21 protein-coding genes are annotated in these 24,601 nt (G+C 60.5%); 11 read left to right on the plus strand and 10 right to left on the minus strand.

What is annotated here, in order from left to right; all coding sequences use genetic code 11:
- Positions 1–48: 48 nt before the first annotated feature.
- The 8 genes from rseP to rpsB all read right to left on the minus strand — a co-directional run bounded on the left by rseP (position 49) and on the right by rpsB (position 7,516).
- On the minus strand, positions 49–1,401 hold the full coding sequence (rseP, locus tag M0746_RS20040) for a sigma E protease regulator RseP (RefSeq protein WP_258450360.1): 1,353 nt from the start codon (positions 1,399–1,401) through the stop codon (positions 49–51).
- Between the two features lie 54 nt (positions 1,402–1,455).
- Positions 1,456–2,646 (minus strand): 1-deoxy-D-xylulose-5-phosphate reductoisomerase, encoded by a 1,191-nt coding sequence (gene ispC / locus M0746_RS20045; protein WP_258450361.1) that lies wholly within the window; start codon positions 2,644–2,646, stop codon positions 1,456–1,458.
- Complete coding sequence (locus M0746_RS20050) at positions 2,643–3,449, minus strand: phosphatidate cytidylyltransferase (protein WP_258450362.1); 807 nt, start codon at positions 3,447–3,449, stop codon at positions 2,643–2,645. Before M0746_RS20050 ends, ispC begins: the two co-directional genes overlap by 4 nt.
- Entirely contained in the window at positions 3,449–4,204 is a 756-nt protein-coding gene (gene uppS / locus M0746_RS20055) for a polyprenyl diphosphate synthase (protein ID WP_258450363.1), read from the minus strand. The genes M0746_RS20050 and uppS overlap by 1 nt, the downstream gene beginning before the upstream one ends.
- Positions 4,205–4,218: 14 nt before the next feature.
- On the minus strand, positions 4,219–4,776 hold the full coding sequence (gene frr / locus M0746_RS20060; RefSeq protein WP_258450364.1) for a ribosome recycling factor: 558 nt from the start codon (positions 4,774–4,776) through the stop codon (positions 4,219–4,221).
- Positions 4,773–5,516, minus strand: coding sequence for a UMP kinase (pyrH, locus tag M0746_RS20065; RefSeq protein WP_011332683.1), 744 nt, complete (start codon positions 5,514–5,516; stop codon positions 4,773–4,775). Before pyrH ends, frr begins: the two co-directional genes overlap by 4 nt.
- A 208-nt stretch (positions 5,517–5,724) precedes the next feature.
- Entirely contained in the window at positions 5,725–6,588 is an 864-nt protein-coding gene (gene tsf / locus M0746_RS20070; RefSeq protein WP_016771476.1) for a translation elongation factor Ts, read from the minus strand.
- Positions 6,589–6,778: 190 nt separating this feature from the next.
- Positions 6,779–7,516, minus strand: coding sequence for a 30S ribosomal protein S2 (rpsB, locus tag M0746_RS20075; RefSeq protein ID WP_003222119.1), 738 nt, complete (start codon positions 7,514–7,516; stop codon positions 6,779–6,781).
- A 370-nt stretch (positions 7,517–7,886) separates the two neighbouring features.
- Between rpsB and map the strand changes: the two genes are divergently transcribed.
- From map to dapC, 3 genes are all read left to right on the plus strand, one after another.
- Positions 7,887–8,669: a type I methionyl aminopeptidase gene (map, locus tag M0746_RS20080; RefSeq protein WP_208938542.1), complete on the plus strand. Its 783-nt coding sequence runs from the start codon at positions 7,887–7,889 to the stop codon at positions 8,667–8,669.
- Positions 8,670–8,711: 42 nt separating this feature from the next.
- On the plus strand, positions 8,712–11,414 hold the full coding sequence (locus tag M0746_RS20085; protein ID WP_258450365.1) for a [protein-PII] uridylyltransferase: 2,703 nt from the start codon (positions 8,712–8,714) through the stop codon (positions 11,412–11,414).
- 204 nt (positions 11,415–11,618) lie between these two features.
- A complete protein-coding gene (dapC, locus tag M0746_RS20090; protein ID WP_258450366.1) occupies positions 11,619–12,818 on the plus strand; it encodes a succinyldiaminopimelate transaminase in 1,200 nt (399 codons plus the stop codon).
- Between the two features lie 46 nt (positions 12,819–12,864).
- Here the strand turns inward: dapC and M0746_RS20095 are convergent, their stop codons facing one another.
- Entirely contained in the window at positions 12,865–14,496 is a 1,632-nt protein-coding gene (locus tag M0746_RS20095) for a Na+/H+ antiporter (protein ID WP_258450367.1), read from the minus strand.
- Between the two features lie 291 nt (positions 14,497–14,787).
- Between M0746_RS20095 and M0746_RS20100 the strand changes: the two genes are divergently transcribed.
- From M0746_RS20100 to M0746_RS20115, 4 genes are all read left to right on the plus strand, one after another.
- Entirely contained in the window at positions 14,788–15,150 is a 363-nt protein-coding gene (locus M0746_RS20100; protein WP_093104271.1) for an ArsC family reductase, read from the plus strand.
- Between the two features lie 31 nt (positions 15,151–15,181).
- Positions 15,182–16,216 carry a 2,3,4,5-tetrahydropyridine-2,6-dicarboxylate N-succinyltransferase gene (dapD, locus tag M0746_RS20105; protein ID WP_258450368.1) on the plus strand — a complete coding sequence of 345 codons (1,035 nt, stop codon included), beginning with the start codon at positions 15,182–15,184 and terminating at the stop codon, positions 16,214–16,216.
- Between the two features lie 147 nt (positions 16,217–16,363).
- The gene (locus M0746_RS20110; protein WP_258450369.1) at positions 16,364–17,569 is read left to right on the plus strand and encodes an aminotransferase class V-fold PLP-dependent enzyme; all 1,206 of its coding nucleotides are present in this window, start codon (positions 16,364–16,366) and stop codon (positions 17,567–17,569) included.
- Entirely contained in the window at positions 17,566–17,970 is a 405-nt protein-coding gene (locus M0746_RS20115; RefSeq protein ID WP_258450370.1) for a SufE family protein, read from the plus strand. The genes M0746_RS20110 and M0746_RS20115 overlap by 4 nt, the downstream gene beginning before the upstream one ends.
- Positions 17,971–18,210: 240 nt before the next feature.
- Here M0746_RS20115 and tcdA read toward each other — a convergent pair whose 3' ends face one another.
- Entirely contained in the window at positions 18,211–19,026 is an 816-nt protein-coding gene (tcdA, locus tag M0746_RS20120) for a tRNA cyclic N6-threonylcarbamoyladenosine(37) synthase TcdA (RefSeq protein ID WP_258450371.1), read from the minus strand.
- Between the two features lie 214 nt (positions 19,027–19,240).
- Between tcdA and M0746_RS20125 the strand changes: the two genes are divergently transcribed.
- The 4 genes from M0746_RS20125 (at position 19,241) to M0746_RS20140 (ending at position 24,485) form a co-directional block, all read left to right on the plus strand.
- On the plus strand, positions 19,241–21,832 hold the full coding sequence (locus tag M0746_RS20125; protein WP_258450372.1) for a glycosyltransferase: 2,592 nt from the start codon (positions 19,241–19,243) through the stop codon (positions 21,830–21,832).
- 239 nt (positions 21,833–22,071) lie between these two features.
- Positions 22,072–23,223 carry a succinyl-diaminopimelate desuccinylase gene (dapE, locus tag M0746_RS20130; RefSeq protein WP_208938551.1) on the plus strand — a complete coding sequence of 384 codons (1,152 nt, stop codon included), beginning with the start codon at positions 22,072–22,074 and terminating at the stop codon, positions 23,221–23,223.
- Positions 23,223–24,032, plus strand: a complete 810-nt coding sequence (locus tag M0746_RS20135; protein ID WP_208938552.1) for a putative RNA methyltransferase — start codon at positions 23,223–23,225, stop codon at positions 24,030–24,032. The genes dapE and M0746_RS20135 overlap by 1 nt, the downstream gene beginning before the upstream one ends.
- A gap of 75 nt (positions 24,033–24,107) precedes the next feature.
- Entirely contained in the window at positions 24,108–24,485 is a 378-nt protein-coding gene (locus M0746_RS20140) for a hypothetical protein (protein WP_208938553.1), read from the plus strand.
- Positions 24,486–24,601: the final 116 nt, after the last annotated feature.

Consider the following 24,601-nt stretch of genomic DNA (forward strand, 5'->3'; position numbering starts at 1 on the left):
ATAAACAAACTGCCGCAAAATGCGGCAGATTCGCAATTCAGCGAAGCGTTACAGTCGACCCAGATCGTTGACCAGAGCAAGCAACATCACCCCGACCACCAAACTGATACCGATCTGTATCCCCCAACCTTGCACCCGATCCGACAAGGGGCGACCACGCACCCACTCGATCAGATAAAACAACAAATGCCCCCCATCCAGTACAGGAATGGGCAGCAAATTCAGAACCCCCAGGCTAATACTCAGATAAGCAAGGAAATTCAGGAAATCAGCGACGCCCGACTGGGCAGAAGCGCCCGCCACTTTAGCAATGGTTATCGGTCCACTCAAGTTTTTTACCGAGAGCTCGCCGAACAGCATTTTCTTCAGTGAATCGAGGGTCAGAATGCTCATGGTCCAAGTGCGACGGGCGCCCTCGCCAATTGCCGCCAACGGGCCGTAACTGACCTCGCGAATCATCTCCGGTGGCCAGTCGATTGCCTTGACACCCGCGCCCAGATAACCGCTCGGCGCCTTGCTTTCACCGCGCGCGGCCAAGGTCACCGGGACGTCGATTTGAGCATTGTCACGCTCGATGCGCAGCATGATTCTGGTATCAGGACGCGTACGAACGGTATCGACTACTTGCTGCCAGTCGTTCAATGGCTGGCCATCCAGGGCCAGCAAGCGATCACCGGTCTTCAGGCCTGCAGCCTGCGCCGGGCCTTTCGGGTCGAGCTCAGCGAGTACCGGAGGCAACGCCGGGCGCCATGGCCGAATCCCCAGAGAACGAATCGGATCCGGCTCATCGGCACCCTTGAGCCAGTTATCCAGTGCCAATACACGTGGAGAATCCGCGGTAGAGCCTTGCTCGCGCACCAGCAATTGCAAAGAGCCGCTCTCGCCAAGACGTCGCACCAACTGCAGATTGACAGCGGCCCACCCGGAAGTCGGCTCGCCATCGATGGCGACGATTTCCTCGCCTGCATTCAAACCGGCCTTGGCGGCGATACTGCCCGACTCGACCGCACCGATGACCGGGCGCACCTGCTCGCTGCCGAGCATGGCCAGCACCCAGAAAAACACCAGCGCCAAAAGAAAATTGGCCACAGGGCCGGCGGCAACAATGGCGATACGCTGACGCACGGATTTACGGTTGAACGATTGATCGAGCTGATCGACCGGGACTTCGCCTTCACGCTCGTCGAGCATTTTGACGTAGCCGCCCAGCGGGATCGCGGCAACCACGAATTCGGTGCCCTGCTTGTCATGCCAGCGCAGCAGTGGCATGCCGAAGCCTACGGAAAAGCGCAAAACCTTGACGCCACAGCGCCGCGCGACCCAGAAGTGGCCGAATTCGTGGAAGGTGACCAGCACACCCAGAGCAATCAGGGTGCCGGCAATCATATAGAGCGCGCTCATCTACTTTCTCCGCAATCCTGTTCAGTGCCGCGTGCAGCCAATGTATTGCAAATTCTATCGATCGTGACGCTTTAGCCACTGCCGCGCCAGATCACGCGCCTTGGCATCGGCAGTAAACACCGCCTCGAGATCAGCCAGGGCCACCACCGGTTCGAGGCTCAAGACCTCCTCGATGATACTCGCGATTTCCAGGTACCGGACCCGTCCGTCGAGAAACGCCTGTACCGCCACTTCGTTGGCCGCATTGAGCATCGCCGGAGCGCTGTCGCCCGCCTCCGCAGCTTGCCGCGCCAGACGCAGGCAAGGGAAGCGCCCTTCATCCGGCGCTTCGAAGTCCAGCCGTGCAATGGCGAACAGATCCAGCGGCGCTACCCCGGAATCGATACGCTCCGGCCACGCCAGCGCGCTGGCGATCGGCGTACGCATGTCGGGATTACCCAACTGCGCCAGTACCGAGCCGTCGACGTAATCGACCAGCGAGTGGATCACGCTCTGCGGGTGGATCACCACCTCGACCTGCGCAGGCTTGGCGTCGAACAACCAGCAGGCTTCGATCAGCTCGAGGCCTTTATTCATCATGCTCGCCGAATCGACGGAAATCTTGCGCCCCATCGACCAGTTCGGATGCGCGCAGGCCTGATCTGGTGAAACATGCGCCAGTTCGCTCATCGGCGTCTGTCGGAACGGACCGCCTGAGGCTGTGAGTAAAATCCGCCGTACACCGACCGCACCCAACCCACGGGCAAAATCCTGAGGCATGCACTGGAAAATCGCGTTGTGCTCGCTGTCGATCGGCAGCAACACCGAACCGCTCTTGCGTACGGCCTGCATGAACAGGGCGCCGGACATCACCAGCGCCTCTTTATTGGCCAGCAGGATTTTCTTGCCCGCTTCGACGGCCGCTAGGGTCGGACGCAATCCCGCCGCACCGACGATCGCCGCCATCACCGCATCGACTTCCGGCGCGGAGGCGATCTGACACAAGCCCTCCTCGCCCACCAGCACCTGGGTCGACAAACCGGCGGCACGCAAATCGTCCTGCAAGCTGCGCGCGGCGGCTGCTTGCGGCACCACGGCAAATTGCGGCGCGTGACGCACGCACAAGGCCAACAGCTCACTCAGACGACTGAAACCGCTCAGCGCGAAAACCTGATATCGCTCAGGATGACGGGCAATGACGTCGAGCGTGCTCAGCCCGATCGAGCCTGTCGCTCCCAGAACGCTAATCTGCTGAGGGCGACTCACGGCGCGGCCATCCACAGCAGCACGGCAAATACCGGAATCGCTGCCGTGAGGCTGTCGATACGATCAAGCACACCACCATGACCAGGCAGCAGGTTGCTGCTGTCCTTGATGCCGGACTGGCGTTTGAACATGCTTTCGGTCAGATCGCCGACCACCGAGATGAATACAATCACGGCCGCGCCAATCAAGCCCTTGAGCAGTTCGGCGACGGTCCAGTCACGCACCAGCCCGACAATCGCGGTAATCACCAGGCTCAGCGCCAGACCGCCGTACACGCCTTCCCAGCTTTTGCCCGGGCTGACCTGCGGCGCCAGCTTGCGCTTGCCGAATTTGCGACCCGAGAAATAAGCGCCAATATCGGCCCCCCAGACCAGCACCATCACCGCCATGATCAGCCAGTTACCCAGCGGGTACTGCTTGATCAGCACCAGCCCTTGCCAGGCCGGCAACAACACCAGCAGGCCGATTACCAGTTTGGTCGCAGCGGTTGACCAATGCCCGCTCGAACGCGGATAAGTCAGCACCAGCCACGTGGCCACGACCCACCAGATCACCGATGCACCCAGCACCCAAGGGGCCAGGCCAGGCAAAACGTACATGACGAACAACATCAAGGCGACCACAGCGGCAAAGCCGACGCGGAACGATTGTGCGGTGAAGCCCGCCAGACGCGCCCATTCCCAGGCACCCAGGCTGACGACCAGCCCGATGAACAGGGCAAAACCGGCACCCTGAAGCAGGAAAAAACCGCACAAGGCGATCGGCAGCAGGATCAGCGCAGTGATGATTCGTTGTTTAAGCATTAAACCCGGGCTCCAGCTTCGACCTGTTCGCTCGTTTTACCGAAGCGACGCTGGCGCGATGCGAAATCAGCCAGCGCATTGCGCATGGCATCGTGTTTGAAGTCCGGCCAGAACAGGTCGGAGAAATACAACTCGGCGTAGGCCAGCTGCCACAGCAGGAAATTGCTGATGCGGTGTTCGCCGCCCGTGCGGATGCACAGGTCCGGCAAAGGCAGATCGCCGGTTGCCAGGCAGGCTTGCAGCAGGTCGGGAGTGATGTCCTCCGGGCGCAGGTGCCCGGCCTGAACTTCACGAGCCAGACGCTGCGCGGCCTGTGCGATATCCCACTGACCGCCGTAGTTGGCGGCGATCTGCAGGATGAAGCGATTGGCGCCCGCCGTCATCGCCTCAGCTTCGCGCATGGCTGCCTGAAGCTCAGGATGAAAACGCGAGCGATCGCCAATGATGCGCAGGCTGATGTTGTTGTCGTTGAGGCGCTTGGCTTCACGACGCAATGCCTTGAAGAACAGATCCATCAACGCACTGACTTCGTCAGCCGGACGCTGCCAGTTTTCACTGGAAAACGCGAACAGGGTGAGCACCTCGACCTTGGCCTCGGCGCACACCTCGATCACGGCACGCACCGCATCCACGCCCGCTTTATGCCCGGCGACACCCGGCATGAAGCGTTTTTTCGCCCAGCGATTGTTGCCATCCATGATGATCGCGACATGGCGCGGCACCGCGGACGGCGCAGACTGCTTGGTCTTGTCCATTTAAAGCTCGACCCTTATACGGCCATCAGGTCTTTTTCTTTCTCGTCCGTGGCCTTGGTGATCTGGGCCTCGGATTCCTTGGTCAGCTTATCGATATCAGCGATCGCACGACGCTCTTCGTCTTCACTGATTTCCTTGTCCTTGACCAGCTTCTTCAGATCACCCAACGCGTCGCGACGGATGTTGCGCACCGCAACACGCGCGTCTTCCGCTGCGCTACGGGCCTGCTTGGTGAAGCCTTTGCGCGTTTCCTCAGTGAGGGCCGGCATCGGGATCAGCAGCAATTCGCCAAGGTTGGTCGGGTTGAGGTTCAGGCCGGCGCTCTGGATCGCCTTGTCGACGGCCGCGAGCATGTTGCGCTCGAACGCCACGACCTGCAGGGTGCGCGAGTCTTTTACGGTGACATTGGCGACGCTGCTCAACGGGGTGTCAGTACCGTAATAAGGCACCATGACACTGCCCAGAATGCTCGGGTGAGCCTTGCCGGTGCGGATCTGGCCAAAAGCGTGGGCCAGAGACTCCAGCGATTTCTGCATACGCGCCTGGGCGTCTTTCTTGATTTCGTTGATCATTGTTGAACTTCCTCGATCAAAGTCCCTTCAGCGCCGCCATGAACGATGTTCAGCAGGGCGCCCGGTTTGTTCATGTTGAAGACGCGCAACGGCATCTTGTGATCGCGGCACAGGCAGATAGCGGTCAGGTCCATGACACCCAGCTTGCGATCCAGTACTTCATCATAAGTCAGATGATCGAACTTCTCGGCATGCGGGTCTTTGAATGGATCTGCGGTGTAAACACCATCAACCTTGGTCGCCTTGAGCACGACATCGGCGTCGATTTCGATTGCGCGCAGGCAGGCTGCCGAATCCGTGGTGAAGAACGGGTTGCCGGTACCGGCCGCGAAGATCACCACGTCCTTGGAGTTCAGGTGGCGCATGGCTTTGCGGCGATCGTAGTGATCGGTCACGCCGACCATGGAAATGGCCGACATGACGATGGCCGAGATATTGGCACGTTCCAGCGCATCGCGCATGGCCAGAGCGTTCATCACAGTGGCCAGCATGCCCATGTGGTCGCCTGTCACCCGATCCATGCCGGCTTTGCTCAAGGCTTCACCGCGGAACAGGTTGCCACCGCCGATCACCAGACCGACCTGTACGCCGATACCGACCAACTGGCCGACTTCCAGCGCCATCCGATCCAGCACTTTTGGATCGATCCCGAACTCTTCCGAGCCCATCAAGGCCTCGCCGCTAAGCTTGAGTAGAATGCGTTTATAGCGAGCCTGATAACCACTGCCCTGCTGAGCCATTGCGAATCTCTCCTGCGGCGTATTTAAAATTCTGTGCGAGCTGTTTACAGCTGCCGTTCACTCTAGCTTGGCGCTGCTTCAGCGCCATCGGAACATGGCTTTGTAAGTCAGTTCCAAGCGGAAACCAATAAAAAACTGGTACCCGATCTGAAAAGAGGCTGCGCGCGTGAGCGGGCAGCCTCTTTCGGGCGACAGTTGAAAAACCGTCTTATTGCTTGGCGGCAGCCAGCTGGGCAGCAACTTCTTCAGCGAAGTTGTCGACCGGCTTCTCGATGCCTTCGCCTACTTTGAAGTAAGTGAAGGAAACGATTTCAGCACCGGCTTTCTTGGCCAGTTCGCCAACCTTGACTTCAGGATTCTTGACGAATGCCTGCTCGACCAGGCTTGCTTCTGCCAGGAACTTGCTGATACGGCCTTTGACCATGTTCTCAACAATGTTTTCTGGCTTGCCTTTGATCTTCTCTTCGTTCAACTGCAGGAACACAGCTTTCTCTCGCTCGATCGCTTCGTCGGAGACTTGCGAAGGCAGCAGGAATTCCGGGTTGCTTGCTGCAACGTGCATTGCGATGTCTTTGGCCAGCTCGACGTCACCGCCTTTCAGGACAACAGCAACACCGATCTTGTTACCGTGCAGGTAAGTGCCGACAACGTCACCTTCTACACGTACCAGACGACGGATGTTGACGTTCTCGCCGACTTTGGCAACCAGAGCCTCACGAGCCGATTCCTGAGCGGCGATCAGCGGAGCTGCGTCGGTCAGTTTTTCGTCGAAAGCTTTTTCTACGCTGGCAGCAACGAAGTTTTTGAAATCGTCTTGCAGGGCCAGGAAGTCGGTCTGCGAGTTGACTTCCAGCAGCACGGCTGCCTTGTCATTCGATTTGATGGCGATTGCGCCTTCAGCGGCAACGTTGCCGGCTTTTTTCGCAGCCTTGATGGCGCCCGAAGCACGCATGTCATCAATGGCTTTTTCGATGTCGCCGTCAGCCTTTTCCAGGGCTTTCTTGCAGTCCATCATGCCTTCGCCGGTACGCTCGCGCAGTTCTTTGACCAACGCTGCAGTAATTGCTGCCATTTTCAAATTCCTCTTGGATAGGTTTTCAACCATTCCACCCGACCGAACGGGCGTTCAATTCTTCCCGAACCACCCTTGTTAGCTGCCGCACATTACAAACAGTGCCGTGGGCGCCGACAAATGGTTTTCGAGGTGGCAAAAAGGGGGCCAAGCCCCCTTTTTGCTTACTGAGTCAACGCCAGGGCGTCAATTACTCAGCTGCAGCCTGAGTTTCTTCAGCTGCGAATTCTACAGTACCGCCAGCAACGTTGTTGCGACCGCGGATTACTGCGTCAGCCATCGAACCCATGTACAGCTGGATAGCGCGGATTGCGTCATCGTTGCCTGGGATGATGTAGTCAACGCCTTCCGGGCTGCTGTTGGTATCGACAACGCCGATGACCGGGATGCCCAGCTTGTTGGCTTCGGTGATCGCGATGCGCTCGTGGTCAACGTCGATCACGAACAGTGCGTCTGGCAGACCGCCCATGTCCTTGATGCCGCCCAGCGAACGATCCAGCTTTTCCAGGTCACGGGAGCGCATCAGCGCTTCTTTCTTGGTCAGCTTGGCGAAAGTACCGTCTTCGGCTTGAACTTCAAGGTCACGCAGACGCTTGATGGAAGCACGGATGGTCTTGAAGTTGGTCAGCATGCCGCCCAACCAGCGGTGATCGACGTACGGCGAACCGCAACGTGCTGCTTCTTCAGCAACGATCTTGCCAGCGGAACGCTTGGTGCCGACGAACAGAATCTTGTTTTTGCCCTGGGCCAGACGCTCTACGAAAGTCAGAGCTTCGTTGAACATTGGCAGGGTTTTTTCAAGGTTGATGATGTGAATCTTGTTGCGCGCGCCGAAAATGTACTTGCCCATTTTCGGGTTCCAGTAACGGGTCTGGTGACCGAAGTGCACACCGGCCTTCAGCATATCGCGCATATTGACTTGGGACATGATAGTTCCTTGATAAGTCGGGTTTGGCCTCCACGTATCCCAATGACCAACCAATGGCATCAAGCCAAGGGCACCCAGGTCATCGTGTCGACACGTGTGTGGATTTAAGCCTTTCGGGGCATCCCCGGAAAGCGGCGCATTTTATACCACAGGGTGCGCAGAAACGGAACCCGAAATCTGTATTCGCACCAGGGACATGCACGCAACCCCTTGGAATCGGTCCAAGGCGCACCATTCTATAGAGAGAAGCGATGCATGCCGGCGCTGAATTGCGCCGTGCGTCTGTTAGAATCGCGTTTTTCAGGTGGCTCCTTCCACACCGCCACCCTGTTCGTATCCGCAAGCGCCGCCGAGCGCAGAGAGAGCCTGTATGACCGTCAACCTCAAAACCCCCGAGGACATCGCTGGCATGCGTGTCGCCGGCAAACTGGCCGCCGATGTGCTGGAAATGATTGCCGAACATGTCAAACCGGGCGTGACCACCGATCAGTTGAACCAGATCTGCCACGACTACATCGTCAACGTGCAGCAAGCGATTCCCGCCCCGCTCAATTACAAGGGCTACCCGAAGTCGATCTGCACCTCGATCAATCATGTGGTGTGCCACGGCATCCCGAATGACAAACCGCTGAAAAACGGCGACACCCTGAACATCGACGTCACCGTGATCAAGGACGGCTATCACGGCGACACCAGCCGTATGTTTCATGTCGGCGAAGTGCCGGTGTGGGCCGAGCGCCTGTCGCAGATCACCCAGGAATGCATGTACAAGGCGATCGAGATCGTCAAACCCGGCTGCCGCCTCGGCGACATTGGCGAAGTGATCCAGAAACATGCCGAGAAGAATGGCTTCTCGGTGGTCCGCGAATTCTGCGGCCACGGCATCGGCAAGGTGTTCCACGAAGAGCCGCAGATCCTGCACTACGGCCGCGCCGGCACCGGCATGGAACTGAAGGCCGGGATGACCTTCACCATCGAGCCGATGATCAACCAGGGCAAGGCCGACACCAAAGTCCTGGGCGACGGCTGGACCGCGATCACCAAAGACCGCAAGCTTTCGGCGCAGTGGGAACACACGCTGTTGGTGACCGACACCGGCTATGAGATCTTCACCTTGCGCAGCGATGACACCATCCCGCGCGTCTCGGCCTGATCAAATAAACGCGCCCAGCCTCATATAAAGGAAAGCCAATCGATGCCGCAGGTGGATCCCGAACTCTTCGACCGCGGCCAGTTCCAGGCTGAACTGGCCCTCAAAGCGAGTCCTATCGCGGCGTTCAAGAAGGCGATCCGCCAGGCCCGCGAGGTCCTCGACACGCGTTTTCGCAACGGCCGCGACATTCGCCGTCTGATCGAAGACCGTGCCTGGTTCGTCGATAACATCCTGCAAAAGGCCTGGGAGCAGTTCGACTGGAGCGAAGACGCCGACATCGCGCTCGTCGCGGTCGGCGGCTACGGACGTGGCGAACTGCATCCGTACTCCGACATCGATTTGCTGATCCTGCTCGACAGCGCCGACCACGAAATTTTCCGCGACTCCATCGAGCGCTTTCTTACATTGCTATGGGACATAGGTCTGGAAGTCGGGCAGAGCGTGCGTTCGGTTGACGAATGCGCCGAAGAGGCCCGCGCCGATCTAACCGTGGTCACCAATCTGATGGAGAGCCGCACGATCTGTGGCCCCGAGCGCCTGCGCCAGCGCATGCTCGACGTCACCAGCACCGCCCACATGTGGCCGGCCAAGGAGTTCTTCCTGGCCAAGCGTACCGAACAAAAGGCTCGCCACCACAAGTACAACGACACCGAATACAACCTTGAACCCAACGTCAAAGGCTCGCCCGGCGGTCTGCGCGACATCCAGACGATTCTCTGGGTGGCCCGGCGTCAGTACGGCACCCTGAACCTGCGCGCCCTCGCCGGCGAAGGTTTCCTGGTCGAGAGCGAAAACGCCCTGCTCGCCTCCTCCCAGGAATTTCTCTGGAAAGTGCGTTACGCCCTGCACATGCTCGCCGGCCGTTCCGAGGACCGCTTGCTGTTCGATCACCAGCGAACCATCGCCGGCCTGCTCGGATTTGAAGGCGACGACGCCAAGCAGGCGGTCGAGAACTTCATGCAGCAGTACTTCCGCACGGTCATGAGCATTGCTCAGCTCAGCGATTTGATCATCCAGCACTTCGAAGAAGTCATCCTCGCCCCGGAAGACGAAGCGCCGCCGCAGCCGATCAACTCGCGCTTTCAGCTGCACGACGGCTATATCGAGGCGCGCAACGACAACGTGTTCCGCCGCACGCCGTTCGCCATGCTGGAAATTTTCGTGCTGATGGCCCAGCAGCCGGAAATCAAGGGCGTGCGCGCTGACACCATTCGTCTGCTGCGCGAAAACCGCCACCTGATCGACGACAACTTCCGCAACGATATTCGCAACACCAGCCTGTTCATCGAGCTGTTCAAGTGCAAGATCGGCATCCACCGCAACCTGCGCCGGATGAACCGTTACGGCATTCTTGGCCGTTATCTGCCGGAGTTCGGTTTTATCGTCGGGCAGATGCAGCACGACCTGTTCCACATCTATACGGTCGATGCGCACACGCTGAACCTGATCAAGCACCTGCGTAAACTGCAGTACACCCAGGTGTCGGAGAAATTCCCGCTGGCCGCCAAGCTGATGGCCAAGCTGCCCAAGCCCGAGCTGATCTACATGGCGGGCCTGTACCACGACATCGGTAAAGGTCGGCATGGCGACCACTCGGAAATCGGCGCGGTCGATGCCGAGGCGTTCTGCCAGCGCCACCAGTTGCCGGTGTGGGACAGCCGCCTGATCGTCTGGCTGGTGCAGAACCATCTGGTGATGTCGACGACCGCCCAGCGCAAGGATTTGTCCGATCCGCAGGTGATTCACGACTTTGCCTTGGCGGTGGGCGATGAAACCCGTCTCGACTATCTCTACGTGCTGACCGTGGCGGATATCAACGCGACCAATCCGACGCTGTGGAATTCATGGCGCGCCAGCCTGCTGCGCCAGCTCTACACCGAGACCAAACGCGCCCTGCGCCGTGGTCTGGAAAATCCGGTGGATCGCGAAGAACAGATCCGCCAGACGCAAAGCGCCGCGCTGGATATCCTGGTCCGCGGCGGCACCGACCCGGACGATGTCGAGCAGTTGTGGGCGCAATTGGGCGATGACTATTTCCTGCGCCACACCGCGGGCGACGTGGCCTGGCACAGCGATGCGATCCTGCAGCAGCCGGTCGATGGCGGGCCGCTGGTGCTGATCAAGGAGACCACCCAGCGCGAGTTCGAGGGCGGCACGCAGATCTTCATTTATGCTCCCGATCAGCATGACTTTTTCGCGGTGACCGTGGCGGCCATGGACCAGTTGAACCTGAACATTCACGACGCCCGCGTCATCACCTCCAGCAGCCAGTTCACCCTCGACACCTACATCGTGCTCGACAACGAAGGTGAGTCGATCGGCGACAACCCGACGCGGGTCAAGCAGATCCGCGAAGGCCTGACCGAAGCCCTGCGTGACCCGGACGACTACCCGACGATCATCCAGCGCCGCGTGCCGCGCCAGCTCAAGCATTTCGCTTTTGCGCCGCAGGTGACGATTCACAACGATGCGCAGCGCCCGGTGACCGTACTCGAACTGACGGCGCCTGATCGCCCGGGACTGCTGGCGCGGATCGGCGGGATTTTCCTCGAGTTCGACCTGTCGCTGCAGAACGCCAAGATTGCGACTCTGGGCGAGCGCGTGGAAGACGTGTTCTTCATCACCGACGCGCACAATCAACCGCTGTCCGATCCCTTGCTGTGCAGCCGCCTGCAGGATGCGATCGTCGAGCAGTTGAGCGTCAACCAGGAACCGGATATCAAGCTGTCCCGAATCAGTATCTGAACCCATCCATTACCCCGGTGGGAAGGAACACTCCGACTTCAGCCTGTTAACCGAAACCCTTGTAGGAGTGAGCCTGCTCGCGATGGCGATGCACCGGCTTGCATAAATATTGAATGTGCGGCCCTCATCGCGAGCAGGCTCACTCCTACAGGTTTGGTGAACGGCTCAGTTCTGGAGTCTTGCCCCACATTGACCGAGGCCCCCATGAACAACGCTCTGAACCAGCTCCAGCCGTACCCGTTTGAAAAACTGCGCGCCCTGCTCGGCACCGTGACGCCGAACCCGGACAAGCGCCCGATCGCCCTGTCGATCGGCGAGCCGAAACACCGTTCGCCGAGTTTTGTCGCCGAAGCACTGGCCAACAGTCTCGACCAAATGGCGGTGTACCCGACCACCCTCGGTATCCCGGCCCTGCGTGAAGCCATCGCCGGTTGGTGCGAGCGGCGTTTCGGCGTGCCGAACCGCTGGATCGATCCGGCGCGCAATGTGTTGCCGGTCAACGGCACCCGTGAAGCGCTGTTCGCGTTCACCCAGACCGTGGTCAACCGTGGTGACGATGCGCTGATGGTCAGCCCTAACCCGTTCTATCAGATCTACGAAGGCGCGGCGTTTCTTGCCGGGGCCAAGCCGCATTACCTGCCATGCCTCGACGAGAATGGCTTCAACCCGGACTTCGATGCGGTTTCCCCGGACATCTGGAAGCGCTGCCAGATCCTCTTTCTGTGTTCGCCGGGCAACCCGACCGGCGCGTTGATCCCGGTTGAAACCCTGAAAAAGCTGATTGCGCTGGCCGACCAGTACGACTTCGTGATCGCCGCCGACGAGTGCTACAGCGAACTGTATTTCGACGAACAAACCCCGCCGCCGGGTTTGCTCACGGCCTGCGTTGAACTGGGCCGCCAGGACTTCAAGCGTTGCGTGGTGTTCCACAGCCTGTCCAAGCGCTCCAACCTGCCGGGCCTGCGTTCCGGTTTTGTTGCCGGTGACGCCGACATCCTCAAAGGCTTCCTGCTGTATCGCACCTACCACGGCTGCGCGATGCCGGTGCAAACGCAACTGGCCAGCGTGGCCGCGTGGAACGATGAAGTTCACGTACGCGCCAACCGCGCGCTGTACCGCGAGAAGTTCGATGCTGTGCTGGCAATCCTCAGCCCGGTGATGGATGTACAACGCCCGGACGGCAGCTTTTACCTGTGGCCGAACGTGCAAGGTGACGACGCAGCGTTCTGCCGTGATCTGTTCGAGCAGGAGCACGTGACCGTGGTACCAGGTTCCTACTTGTCCCGCGATGTCGACGGCGTCAACCCGGGCGCGGGTCGGGTGCGCATGGCGCTGGTTGCGCCGCTGGCCGAATGTGTTGAAGCGGCGGAGCGTATTCGCGCGTTCGTCACCCGCCAGCAATAACCGGCCAATGCCCGCACCGGAGCTTCTGGTGCGGGCAATGCGCCTGTTATTTCACCTGCCCCAGATTGGCCTCGCTCAAGTCCAGTTCGCCAAGCACTTCTCTAAGGACGTCATCACCGATCTGGTGATGACGACTGAGGCTGTACAACTCCAGACGCTGCGCCCGCAGCGCTTTCAACCGTAAGCGCCGCTCGAGCAGATCCATCTGGAAGGCCAATGCCTGCGCCTCCGCCGAATCATTGAACACGTCGAGCTGATGGCGATATTCGGACATGATCCGCGCCTTCAGTTCGGTCGCCAGTGCCGCTTGAGCGGCGTCCTGGGGAACGGCCTCCTCGGTCTCGAGTGCATGAATCGCCGCCTCGGCGGTTTTGCGCCAGGCGTCGCGCACCTCCTGACGGCGTTTGTCGTCGGGGCTCTTTTCGATACCGCGCAGCAGCAGCGGCAAAGCGATGCACGCCGAGACCAGCGACAGCAGAATGACTCCAGCAGCGATAAAGATCAGCAGATCACGCTCGGGAAACGCCTGCGCGCCGATCAGCATCGGCACCGACATCACCCCCGCCAGCGTCACCGCCCCGCGCACGCCGCCAACCGTCAGCAACCAGCAGGAGCGCGCGGTCGGTACTTGAGTCAGCTCGCCTTTGCCGCGCAAACGACGCAGCAATACCGACAAGCGCCAGATGCTCTGCACCCAGACAAAGCGCAGCAATACCAACGCGAGGAAAATCGCCACCACGTCGAGGCAACGATAAAAAAGCGTTGGCCACAAGGTCGGCTCGTGGCTGACCACGGCTTTGATGATGTCCGGCAATTGCAGGCCGAGCAGCAGGAAGATCAAACCGTTGAAGGCAAATTCGAGCAGCGACCAGACGCTGCGATTGAGCAGCCGCGTGCTGGTCTGTCGTGGCAGCAGATCGAGCCAGCTCTGCATCATCCCCGCCGCCACCGCCGAAAGAATACCCGACACGCCGAGACGTTCGGCCAGCACATACGCGGCGAACGGCAGCAGCAACATGAACACTACGTGCGTGGCCGGGTCGTCCCATCCGCGAGCGATCATCCAGGCGCGCAGGCGCCCGACCAGCCAGCTCAAGGCCACGCCGACGGCCAATCCGCCGAGGGCGACCACGACGAAACTCAAACCAGCGTTGGTCAGTGAGAACACCCCGGTGATGGCAGCCGCAAGGGCGAACTTGAACGTCACCAGGCCCGAGGCATCGTTCATCAATGCCTCGCCCTGCAATATATGCATCAGCGGAGTCGGCAAGCGATTTTGCGCAATGGCCGAGACGGCCACGGCATCGGTTGGCGATAGCACGGCGGCCAGGGCAAACGCCACCGGCAGCGGAATCGTCGGCAATAGCCAATGAATGAAATACCCGGCGCCGACCACGGTAAACAGCACCAGCCCCACCGCCAGTGTCAGGATCGGCCCGCGCAATTGCCAGAATGCGCGTTTAGGCATGCGCCAGCCATCGGAAAACAGCAACGGTGGCAGGAACAGAAACAGGAACAACTCGGGGTCGAGCGCCACATGCAGGCCAAGAGTCGGCCAGGCAAGCAAGGCGCCGGCGGCGATTTGCACCAGGGGCAGTGGCAGCGGAACGACCCGGCCGATCAGACGGGAGACGCCGACCAGCATGAGCAGGATCAGGACGGTGTAAGCAGTTTGCATAAAGCGTAGATTCCGGACCATCGACAGCGTTCAATTGCCATATTAACCGCACAGGATGGGTCTTACCGTTGCACCTATGTCGCACGGTTGGACCAAATCAACCTGTGGGAGCGAGCCTGCTCGCGAATGCGGTATACCCGCCAACATTGATACCTGCTGACATGGCCCCTTCGCGAGCAGGCTCGCTCCCACAGGTTTTATAGCGTTACGACAACCGTGGCCGACTAAACCGTTTGGTCATGGCATAATCCGACACCATTTTTTTCCAGCACCTGCAAAGGGGGCGATTCCTTGGCCGTTTCAAGCAAAACATTGCACCTTTTCGGCATCAAAGCCTGCGACACCATGAAAAAGGCGCGCACCTGGCTCGATGAACACGCTGTCAGCTACGATTTTCATGATTACAAGACCGCCGGTATCGACCGTGAGCACCTGACCCAATGGTGTGACGAACACGGCTGGCAGACTGTGCTGAACCGCGCAGGCACGACCTTTCGCAAACTCGACGACGAACGCAAAGCCGATCTCGACCAGTCGAAAGCCATCGAGCTGATGCTCGCGCAACCCTCGATGATCAAGCGCCCGGTGCTCGATCTCGGTGACCGAACCCTGATTGGCTTCAAGCCAGATATCTACGCGGCCGCTCTGAAGTAAGCAGCCCGTCACTCTTTGTAGAGGTATTCCCATGTCCAATTCCCTGTTCAGCATTGCCTTCGGTATCGGCACCCAGAACCGTCAAGGCGCGTGGCTGGAAGTGTTTTACGCACAGCCCCTGCTCAACCCTTCGGCCGAACTGGTCGCTGCCGTTGCACCGATCCTCGGTTACACCGAAGGCAACCAGGCCATCACCTTCACCACCGCCCAGGCTGCGCAACTGGCCGAAGCGGTAAAAGGCATCGACGCCGTGCAAGGCAAGCTGCTGACCCGTCTGGCCGAGAGCCACAAGCCGCTGGTCGCCACGCTGCTGGCTGAAGACGCACAGCTGACTTCGACGCCTGAGGCCTACCTCAAGCTGCACCTGTTGTCGCACCGTCTGGTCAAGCCACACGGCGTCAGCCTGGCCGGCATCTTCCCGCTGCTGCCGAACGTCGCGTGGACCAGCCAGGGCGCCATCGACCTGAGCGAACTGGCGGAAATGCAACTGGAAGCGCGTCTGCGCGGCGAGCTGCTGGAAGTGTTCTCGGTGGACAAGTTCCCGAAAATGACCGACTACGTGGTTCCGGCCGGCGTGCGTATCGCTGACGCCGCGCGTCTGCGTCTGGGCGCCTACGTCGGCGAAGGCACCACCGTCATGCACGAAGGCTTCATCAACTTCAACGCCGGCACCGAAGGCCCGGGCATGATCGAAGGCCGCGTCTCGGCTGGCGTGTTCGTCGGCAAGGGCTCGGACCTGGGCGGCGGTTGCTCGACCATGGGCACCCTGTCGGGCGGCGGCAACATCGTGATCAAGGTCGGCGAAGGCTGCCTGATCGGCGCCAACGCTGGTATCGGCTTCCCGTTGGGCGACCGCAACACCGTTGAGTCGGGTCTTTATGTGACCGCCGGCACCAAGGTCGCGCTGCTCGATGAGCACAACAATCTGGTCAAGGTTGTCAAAGCGCGTGAACTGGCCGGTCAGTCGGATCTGCTGTTCCGTCGCAATTCGGAAACCGGTGCCGTGGAGTGCAAGACCCACAAATCGGCGATCGAACTGAACGAAGCGCTGCACGCTCACAACTAAGCACGCGGTCGACTCATTGTAGGAGTGAGCCTGCTCGCGATGGCGCTGGATCAGTAGCTGCAAGGTTGACTGACACACCGCCATCGCGAGCAGGCTCACTCCTACAGGGGCAGCGTACACCCCGCCCAATTTCACAGGGCTGAACACATGATGATTCCCTCCCCCTGGCGCGCCGATTTTCCGGCCATCGCCGCCCTGCAACGGCAAGACCAGACCTATCTGGACAACGCCGCCACCACGCAAAAACCCCAAGCCCTGCTCGATGCGCTGACGCATTACTACGCCAACGGTGCGGCCAATGTGCACCGCGCGCAGCACCTGCCCGGCGCGCATGCCACGCAAGCGTTCGAAGACAGTCGCCATAAGGTTGCGCAGTGGCTGAACGCCGGTGACAGCGGGCAGATCATCTTTACCCACGGCGCCACCAGCGCGCTGAACCTTCTGGCTTATGGGCTTGAAGAGCACTTCCAGCCGGGCGATGAAATTGTCATCAGCGCCTTGGAGCATCACGCCAATTTGTTGCCATGGCAGCAACTGGCCCTGCGGCGTCAGTTGAAACTGGTGATCCTGCCGCTGGACGCTGACGGCTTGATCGACCTTGGCGCTGCGGTGCACCTGATCGGCCCGCGCACGCGTTTGCTGGCGGTGAGTCAGTTGTCCAACGTACTCGGCGCCTGGCAGCCACTGACCGCTTTGCTGGGCATGGCCAAAGCGCAAAACGCGCTGACCGTGGTCGATGGCGCGCAAGGTGTGGTTCACGGTCGGCACGACGTGCAAACGCTGGGTTGCGACTTTTATGTGTTTTCCAGCCACAAGCTGTATGGCCCCGATGGCCTCGGCGTGCTGTTCGGGCGCAATGCTGCGCTTGCGCAGCTCAAGCCGTGGCAGTTTGGCGGCGAGATGGTGCTGGAGGCCAACTATCACGACTCGCGCTTTCGCCCGGCGCCGCTGGGTTTCGAGGCGGGCACCCCGCCGATTGCCAGCGTGATCGGCCTCGGCGCCACCCTTGATTACCTCGCCGGCCTGGATCAAGACGCGGTGTCCGCCCATGAGGCAGCGCTGCATGACTACTTGCTGCGCGGTCTCGCCGCGCGCAACGGCATCCGCCTGCTCGGCAAGCCGCAACTGGCACTGGCCAGTTTCGTCGTCGAGGGTGTGCATAACGCTGATCTGGCGCATCTGCTCACCGAACAGGGCATCGCCGTGCGCGCCGGGCATCACTGCGCGATGCCGCTGATGAAAAGCTTCGAACTGGCCGGGGCAATTCGTGTGTCGCTGGCGCTGTACAACGATTCGGAAGATCTGGAGCGCTTTTTTGAGGCGCTGGATCAGGCGCTGGAGATGTTGCGATGAGCCTGCCGGTTGAAGCAGCCGAAGCGCTGCAGACGTTTCAGAACGCGGCGGGCTGGGAGCAGCGGGCGCGGTTGCTGATGCAGTTCGGTGATCGCTTGGCGCAGATGGATGACACGCAGAAATGCGAGGCCAACCGCGTGCATGGCTGTGAAAGTCAGGTGTGGCTGGTGGGTGAGCTGCGCGACGGGCATTGGCAATTCAGGGCGAGCAGCGATGCACGGATGATTCGTGGGCTGGTCGCATTGTTGCTGTTGCGGGTGAACGGCTTGTCGGCGGCTAAATTGCAGCAGGTGGATCTGCCAGAGTGGTTCAATCAACTCGGCCTTTCGCGCCAGCTATCGCCTTCGCGCAGCAATGGCCTCAATGCCGTGCTCAAGCGGATGAATGAGTTGGCAGGCTAATCGCCATCGCTGGCAAGCCAGCTCCCACAGGGTTCGGTGGTGTTCATAGATGCAGTGAACTTACCCAATACCTGTGGGAGCTGGCTTGCCAGCGATGAGGCCAGCAGCCCCAACATCAAGCTGAGGTTTCGATCGTTCCCACGCTCTGCGTGGGAATGCAGCCAGGGACGCTCTGCGTCCCATCCAGAGCCGAACGCGGAGCGTCCGTTGAGGCATGTCCCACGCAGAGCGTGGGAACGGTCACTGCGGCTTGATACGGTCCGAAGGCCGCCGCACTCCGGCAACAATCTTGTCCACAGCCTTCGTCGCCGCGACCATGCCGAACGTTGCCGTGACCATCATCACCGCGCCAAACCCGCCGGCGCAGTCGAGCTTCACGCCGTCGCCGACAAAACTCTTCTGCAAACAGATGCTGCCGTCCGGCTTCGGATAACGCAGCTGTTCGGTGGAAAACACGCACGGCACGCTGTAATGCCGGGTCACGGTGCGCGAGAAGCCGTAATCGCGGCGCAATGTCGAGCGCACTTTCGAAGCCAGCGGGTCGTTGAAGGTGCGGTTCAGATCGCAGACCTGAATCAGCGTCGGGTCAATCTGCCCACCGGCGCCGCCGGTGGTGATGATCTGGATCTTGCGCCGCTTGCACCAGGCGATCAGCGCTGCCTTGGCGTTGACGGCGTCGATGCAGTCGATCACGCAGTCGATGTTCGGCGTGATGTATTCGGCCATGGTGTCACGGGTGACGAAATCCGCGACCGCATGCACGGTGCAGTCCGGGTTGATCCCTCGCAGACGCTCGGCCATCACCTCGACCTTGGGCTTGCCGACGGTGCTGTCCAGCGCATGCAACTGCCGGTTGGCGTTGCTGACGCAGACGTCGTCGAGGTCGAACAGCGAAATCTCGCCGACACCACAACGGGCCATGGCTTCCGCCGCCCAGGAACCGACACCGCCGACACCGACGATCGCCACATGGGCGGCGCGCAAGCGTTCCAGGCCTTCGATGCCATACAAACGGGCGATGCCTGCAAACCGCGGATCTTCTGTACTCATGACCATTACCCCAAAAACCGGCGCGCATTATAGGGCTACGCAGCGACAAGTTTTAAGCTGCAAGCGACAAGTGTAAGAACTTAAGTCAGAGACGACTGCCCAATGTCAGGCATTTTCCCGTCAGTTGTACGACTGGTTAACCGCCGGTGTAGGATGCGCGCCCCTCGGGCGTCTAGCCGACCGATCCTTCGTTCCACAGCCTTTGGAACCCGAAATAGCTATGTCATCGCGTAAATTTGGACTCAACCTGGTGGTCGTGCTGGCCATCGCTGCGCTTTTCAGCGGTTTCTGGGCGTTGATCAACCGCCCGGTGTCAGCGCCGAACTGGCCGGAGCAGATCTCTGGTTTCTCTTATTCGCCATTCCAGCAGGGACAATTCCCACAGAAAGATCAGTATCCGACTGACGACGAAATGCGCCGCGATCTGGAGATCATGAGCAAGCTGACGGACAACATCCGCATCTACTCGGTCGACGGCTCGCTGGGCGACATTCCGAAACTGGCTGAAGAGTTCGGCTTGCGCGTCACCCTCGGTATCTGGATCAGCCCCGACCAGGAACGCAACGAACGGGAAATCGCCAGAGCCATCGAACTGGCCAACACCTCGCGCAGCGTAGTGCGCGTGGTGGTCGGCAACGAGGCGCTGTTCCGTGAAGAAATCACCCCCGAAGCGCTGATCGTTCTGCTGGATCGCGTACGTGCTGCGGTCAAAGTACCGGTGACGACGTCCGAGCAATGGCACATCTGGGAGAAATACCCGCAACTGGCCAAGCACGTCGACCTGATTGCCGCCCACGTTCTGCCGTACTGGGAATTCATTCCGGTCGACAAGGCCGGGCAGTTCGTCTTCGACCGCGCGCGTGATCTGAAGAAGCTGTTCCCGAAAAAGCCGCTGCTGCTTTCCGAAGTCGGCTGGCCGAGCAATGGCCGCATGCGCGGTGGTGCTGATGCGTCGCCGGCCGACCAGGCCATTTATCTGCGTACTCTGGTCAACAAGCTTAACCGTCAGGGCTTCAACTATTTCGTGATCGAAGCATTCGATCAGCCGTGGAAGGCCAGTGACGAAGGCTCGGTCGGCGCTTACTGGGGCGTGTTCAACGCTGCGCGCCAGCAGAAATTCAATTTCGAAGGCCCGGTGGTGGCGATTCCGCAGTGGCGCGTACTGGCCATCGGCTCGGTGGTGCTGGCGCTGTTGTCGCTCACCCTGCTGATGATCGACGGCTCGGCCCTGCGCCAGCGCGGCCGCACGTTCCTGACCTTTATCGCGTTCCTCTGCGGTTCGGTGCTGGTGTACATCGGCTACGACTACAGCCAGCAATACAGCACGTGGTTCAGCCTGACGGTCGGGTTTCTTCTGGCCCTCGGTGCGCTCGGCGTGTTCATCGTGCTGCTGACCGAGGCCCATGAACTGGCCGAAGCGGTGTGGATTCACAAGCGTCGCCGTGAATTCCTGCCGGTGGTTGGCGACTCCAGCTATCGCCCGAAAGTCTCGATCCATGTGCCGTGCTACAACGAGCCGCCGGAGATGGTCAAACAGACCCTCGACGCCCTCGCCGCCCTCGATTATCCAGACTACGAAGTGCTGATCATCGACAACAACACCAAGGACCCGGCGGTGTGGGAGCCGGTACGCGACTACTGCGCGACCCTCGGCCCGCGTTTCAAGTTCTTCCACGTCGCGCCGCTGGCCGGGTTCAAGGGTGGCGCGCTGAACTACCTGATTCCGCACACCGCCAAGGACGCCGAAGTGATCGCGGTGATCGACTCCGATTACTGCGTGCACCCGAACTGGCTCAAGCACATGGTGCCGCACTTTGCCGACCCGAAAATCGCTGTGGTGCAGTCGCCGCAGGATTATCGCGACCAGAACGAAAGCACTTTCAAGAAGCTCTGCTACGCCGAGTACAAAGGCTTCTTCCACATCGGCATGGTCACCCGCAACGACCGTGACGCGATCATTCAGCACGGCACCATGACCATGACCCGCCGTTCGGTCCTGGAAGAATTGGGCTGGGCCGACTGGTGCATCTGTGAAGATGCCGAGCTGGGTCTGCGCGTGTTCGAAAAAGGCCTGTCGGCGGCGTATTACCACGACAGCTACGGCAAAGGCCTGATGCCGGACACGTTCATCGATTTCAAGAAACAGCGTTTCCGCTGGGCCTATGGCGCGATCCAGATCATCAAGCGCCACACCGCCAGCCTGCTGCGCGGCAAGGACACCGAGCTGACCCGCGGCCAGCGCTACCACTTCCTCGCCGGCTGGCTGCCATGGGTTGCCGATGGCATGAACATCTTCTTCACCGTCGGCGCGCTGTTGTGGTCGGCGGCGATGATCATCGTGCCGCAACGGGTCGATCCGCCGCTGTTGATCTTCGCGATCCCGCCACTGGCACTGTTTGTGTTCAAGGTCGGCAAGATCATCTTCCTTTATCGTCGCGCCGTCGGCGTCAACCTCAAGGATGCGTTCTGCGCGGCGCTGGCCGGGCTGGCGTTGTCGCACACCATCGCCAAAGCGGTGCTGTACGGCTTCTTCACCAGCAGCATTCCATTCTTCCGCACACCGAAAAACGCCGACAACCATGGTTTCTGGGTGGCGATTTCCGAAGCGCGCGAGGAAGTGTTCATCATGCTGCTGTTGTGGGGCGCGGCGCTGGGGATCTTTCTGGTCAACGGCATGCCGAGCAATGACATGCGCTTCTGGGTGGTGATGCTGCTGGTGCAGTCGCTGCCGTATCTGGCGGCGCTGATCATGGCGTTCCTGTCGTCGCTGCCCAAACCTGCCGCCGTGCAGGAACCGGCACCGGTCGTCTAAATCGGCACCGATGCACTAAACGGCGGCCAATGGTCGCCGTTTTGCTTTAAGATAACCGCCATTTTGCGGGGCTTGGCGGCATACAGGGTCTGACTGACCGAACCCAATCCCCTGTAGGAGCGAGCCTGCTCGCGAAGGCCTTGTAACATTCAACCTCTATGTTGCCTGGTACACCGCTTTCGCGAGCAGGCTCGCTCCTACATTGGCCCTCGCGCAAATTCATGATTCCGGAGTTTTCCATGACGGCCCACGCCGACCTTTCGCCGACCCTCCAGCTCGCCATCGACCTGATCCGCCGTCCGTCCGTGACGCCGGTCGACGCCGATTGCCAGAAGCAGATGATGCAGCGCCTGGGCGATGCCGGTTTCACGCTTGAGCCGATGCGCATCGAAGATGTGGATAACTTCTGGGCTACCCACGGCAACGGTGACGGCCCGGTGCTGTGCTTCGCCGGCCACACCGACGTGGTGCCGACCGGCCCGGTCAGCGCGTGGCAGATCGACCCGTTCAACGCGGTGATTGACGAACACGGCATGCTCTGCGGCCGTGGTGCGGCGGACATGAAAGGCAGCCTGGCGTCGATGACCGTCGCCGCCGAGCGTTTCGTCGCCGATTACCCGAACCACAAGGGCAAGGTCGCGTTCCTGATCACCAGCGACGAAGAAGGCCCGGCGCATCATGGCACTAAAGCGGTGGTTGAGCGTCTCGCTGCACGCAATGAACGTCTGGACTGGTGCATCGTCGGCGAACCGTCGAGCACCACGCTCGTCGGCGACGTGGTCAAGAATGGCCGTCGCGGCTCGCTCGGCGCCAAGCTTACGGTCAAGGGTATTCAAGGGCACGTCGCCTACCCGCATCTGGCGAAAAACCCGATCCACCTCGCCGCCCCGGCACTAGCCGAACTTGCCGCCGAGCATTGGGATCACGGCAACGATTTCTTCCCGCCGACCAGTTTCCAGATTTCCAACGTCAATTCCGGCACCGGCGCGACCAACGTGATTCCGGGCGATCTGGTGGCGGTGTTCAACTTCCGCTTCTCCACCGAATCGACCGTTGAAGGCCTGCAGAAACGCGTCGCCGATATCCTCGACAAGCACGATCTGGACTGGCACATCGACTGGGCGCTGTCCGGTCTGCCGTTCCTCACCGAACCGGGCGCACTGCTCGACGCGGTGTCGGCGAGCATCAAGACCATCACCGGTCGCGAGACCAAGGCGTCCACCAGCGGCGGGACTTCCGATGGCCGCTTCATCGCGACCATGGGCACGCAAGTGGTTGAACTGGGCCCGGTCAACGCGACCATTCACCAGGTCAACGAGCGCGTTCTGGCGGCGGACCTCGATGTGCTGACCGAGATCTACTACCAGACCCTGATCAAGTTGCTCGCCTGATGCTCGCTTGCCCCCTCTGCAGTGAACCGCTGAACGCGGTGGATAACGGCGTGGTCTGCCCTGCCGGCCACCGCTTCGACCGAGCGCGTCAGGGTTACCTGAACCTGTTGCCGGTGCAGCACAAGAACAGCCGTGATCCAGGCGACAATCAGGCGATGGTCGAGGCGCGCCGCGACTTTCTGAACGCCGGGCATTACGCACCGGTGGCCAGGCGCCTGGCTGAACTGGCGGCCGGTTATGCGCCGGATCGCTGGGTCGATATCGGTTGTGGCGAGGGTTACTACACCGCGCAGATCGCCGAAGCCCTGCCGGACGCCGACGGTTACGCGCTGGATATCTCCCGCGAAGCCGTCAAACGCGCCTGCAAGCGTAACCCGGCGATCAGCTGGTTGATCGCCAGCATGGCGCGCGTGCCGTTGGCGTCGGGCAGTTGCCAGTTTCTCGCCAGCGTTTTCAGCCCGCTGGACTGGGATGAGGCCAAGCGTCTGCTCAGCGTGGGCGGCGGTCTGATGAAAGTCGGCCCGACCCGCGGCCATCTGATGGAGCTGCGCGAACGCCTGTATGACGAAGTGCGCGAATACACCGACGACAAGCATCTGGCCCTGGTGCCCGAAGGCATGGCGCTGGCGCACAGTGAAACCCTGGAATTCAAACTGACGCTGGACAAGCCCGAGGATCGCGCCAACCTGTTGGCGATGACACCCCACGGCTGGCGCGCCAGTGCCGAGCGTCGCGCGGCGGTGATCGAACAGGCCGAGCCGTTCGAGACCACCATTTCGATGCGCTACGATTATTTCGTTGTTCAATAACTTTTGGTTCCGGGCAAGTGCCCGGGGCCGGCTAAATCCGCGAATGGATTTTTCAGACCCGCAGTGAGGACATCCATGCGCCAACCGGATATCGAGATTTACCTGAAAGACGCCGACGTCGACCACAAGGCCATTTCCGCCTGGCTCGGCGCCGCGCTGGGCCCGTGCAGCGACTGGGTGCAGAAAGGTCAGACGTACAAGTGCAAGGCCGGCACCATCCCGGTGACCTGGCTGCCGAAAGCCGTGGGCAAGTGGAACAGCCTGTACCTGGAAAGCGACCAGACCCCATGGGACGACGACATCGCCTGCGCCCGCGCAGCCTTTGCCGCGCTGAACGTCGAAGTGCGCTGCGCACCGGGGACGTGGGTCGAAGAGGAAGGCGAAGAAACCGCCGATCGCTGGATGCGCATCAGCGAAGATGGTGAAGAAGAAATCACCTGGAAAACGGCTTAGAAGCAGCTGCAAGTTACGAGCTGCAAGCTGCAAGCGAAACTGCTTATAGCTTGTGGCTTGCAGCTTGAAGCTGCTGTTTGATCGTTCCCACGCTTCGCGTGGGAATGCAGCCCGGG

Source organism: Pseudomonas sp. S11P7, assembly GCF_023195435.1.
Lineage (GTDB): Bacteria > Pseudomonadota > Gammaproteobacteria > Pseudomonadales > Pseudomonadaceae > Aquipseudomonas > Aquipseudomonas fluorescens_G.